General features: G+C 72.8%; 1 protein-coding gene. It reads right to left on the bottom strand.

Annotated elements, in window-relative coordinates:
* Nucleotides 1-1013, bottom strand: a 1013-nt coding sequence (locus C667_RS22660; RefSeq protein WP_004387468.1) for a CYTH and CHAD domain-containing protein, incomplete at its 3' end; no start/stop codon positions are given.
* Nucleotides 1014-1795 lie beyond the last annotated feature (782 nt).

Genomic DNA, 1795 nt, shown 5'->3' with positions numbered 1-1795 from the left:
GCCGCGCGCACGGTCTCGAGCAGGGCCGCCATCGAGGCCGCGTCGGCCAGGCCCTCGGGTGTGACCGGCTCGAGCAGCTCGGCGTGGAAGACATCGAGGTCGCGCGCGTCGCCGAAGCGGTTGGCGTTGTCGCGCAGGCGGGCGTTCCAGGTGCCGGCGAAGGCCTCCGGCAGCGCAGGGGCGAAGATCTTCAGCAGCGCGCGCAGGCGGCGGTGGGCGACGCGCAGCTGGTGGATGTTGTCGGGGTCGATCGCGTCGGGGTCGCCTTGCGCGAGCGCGGTCGCGGCGTTGCCCTGCCACTGGCGCACGCAGGACAGCGCCAGGCCGCGGAAGGCCTCCACCACGTTGTGGCCGGGCTCGAGCGTGGAGGTCTCGGCGCGCAGCGCGCCGGCCGGGGTGTCGAGGAAGAGGCGATAGCCGCGCTCGGCCTTGGACAGGTCGGCGGGCATCAGCGGCAGGTCCTGCGCGAGCGTGCAGGCGAGGTCGAGCAGGTCCTGCGCGCGCCCGCTCTCGAGCTCCAGCTCGAGCTCGCAGATCTCGGCCTCGCGCTCGATGCCGTCCGGGGTGCGCACGTGCACCGCGCCGGTGTCGATCATCAGCAGGATGGACACGTCCTCCTGCGGGACGAGGCGCCGCGTCTCGCGCCGGAAGCGGGTGGTGAACACCGGCACCAGCTCTTCGCGGTGGCGTTCGAGCAGGCGCGCGGTGGCGGGGTCGTCGACCGGGGAGAAGTCGAAGTCGCCGGTCCATGCGGTCTCCCACTCCGGGCGCTGCGACAGCCCGCCGCTCGACACCGCCGCGCACTTCACCGTCTGCAGCATCTGGCGGCCCTGGCGGCGGGTGCGCACCGCCACCTTGCGCGCCTTGAGCTGCAGCTTCGGGGTGTCGAAGTAGGTGTTGTCGAGGGTGAGGGCGTTGCCGCATTTCTCCGCCGCGGCCACCAGCGGGTGGCGGCGCAGCGCGGGAAGCGCGCGCCTGGGCAGCGCGAGCTTGAGTTCGATTTCGTGGCTCATGGATGTCGCCCGCGGGCGGGCGTCGGAAGGGAGGGCGCCTGAATTCTAGACGCCGGCCCGCGGGGCGTCATGCACGCTTTTGCGACGTGAAATATTTCATCGCGCCCACGATGTCCGCACCGCCCGGTTCGCGCCCGCCGCCGCTCACAGGGCGTCGGTGTTTTCTGTAGAAGGCGGCGGTGGAAAAGCGTACGCGCGTCGATTGTCGGACCGCCCTGTTCGCAGCTGCCGCAGCTCCTACAGGAGGGCCGGGACGCGCGGTGGTTCATGTAGGAGCGCCGGCAGGCGCGAAGGCGGCGGTGGAAAAGAGTACGCGCGTCGATTGTCGGACCGCCCTGTTCGCAGCTGCCGCAGCTCCTACAGGAGGGCCGGGACGCGCGGCGGTTCTGCAGGAGCGCCGGCAGGCGCGAAGGCGGCGGTGGAAAAGCGTATGCGCGTCGATTGTCGGACCGCCCTGTTCGCGGCTGCCGCAGCGCCTGCAGGAGGGCCGGGACGCGCGGCGGTTCTGCAGGAGCGCCGGCAGGCGCGAAGGCGGCGGTGGAGCCCGGGACGCGTGTCGATCACCGGACCGCCGCGTTCGCAGCTGCCGCAGCGCCTACAGGAGGGCCGGGACGCGTGGTGGTTTCTGTAGGAGCGCCGGCAGGCGCGAAAGCGGCGTCTGCTCATGCGCCGCCGGCTATCGCTGCGCCGCCGCCTATTCCCCGAATACCGCCCGCCACAGCGCGCGCACGGGTTCGCGCGCGGCGGCGGCCTCGTCGGGGGCGACCCGCGAGGGGCGCTCG

Origin of the sequence: Thauera phenylacetica B4P (genome assembly GCF_000310225.1) — a bacterium.
GTDB lineage: Bacteria > Pseudomonadota > Gammaproteobacteria > Burkholderiales > Rhodocyclaceae > Thauera > Thauera phenylacetica.
The sequence above is the reverse complement of the archived record's forward strand: the minus strand, read 5'-3'. Positions and strand labels throughout refer to the sequence as shown.